The sequence below is a fragment of the Microseira wollei NIES-4236 genome (assembly GCF_020521235.1).
Taxonomy (GTDB): Bacteria; Cyanobacteriota; Cyanobacteriia; order Cyanobacteriales; family Aerosakkonemataceae; genus Microseira; species Microseira wollei.
Map to the genome: position 1 here is coordinate 1 of NZ_BLAY01000769.1, position 244 is coordinate 244.

Genomic DNA, 244 nt, shown 5'->3' on the forward strand with positions numbered 1-244 from the left:
CCGATTTCTGGGCGTAATCTCATATCCGGTGGCATGGGCAAGGTCAGGCGCGGCGAATTGAACAACAGACGCGGGGAATGAAGATGGGGAAGAAATTACCGATATTCCTGATGTCCTTCACCTTTCCCTCTGGGTGCCGCCCCATTCCCTCAATCAATTTCCAGCTTACGGGGCACGGCATTTTACAATCTTTGGGTAAAATCAAAATTTATCCTGGCCGTGCTACTACAAGATCGCAGGATTT

1 protein-coding gene is annotated in these 244 nt (G+C 49.6%); it reads right to left on the reverse strand.

Annotated features, from left to right (window positions below; all coding sequences use genetic code 11):
* Positions 1-43 precede the first annotated feature (43 nt).
* Positions 44-181 carry a hypothetical protein gene (locus MiSe_RS50500; RefSeq protein WP_226594720.1) on the reverse strand — a complete coding sequence of 46 codons (138 nt, stop codon included), beginning with the start codon at positions 179-181 and terminating at the stop codon, positions 44-46.
* Positions 182-244 lie beyond the last annotated feature (63 nt).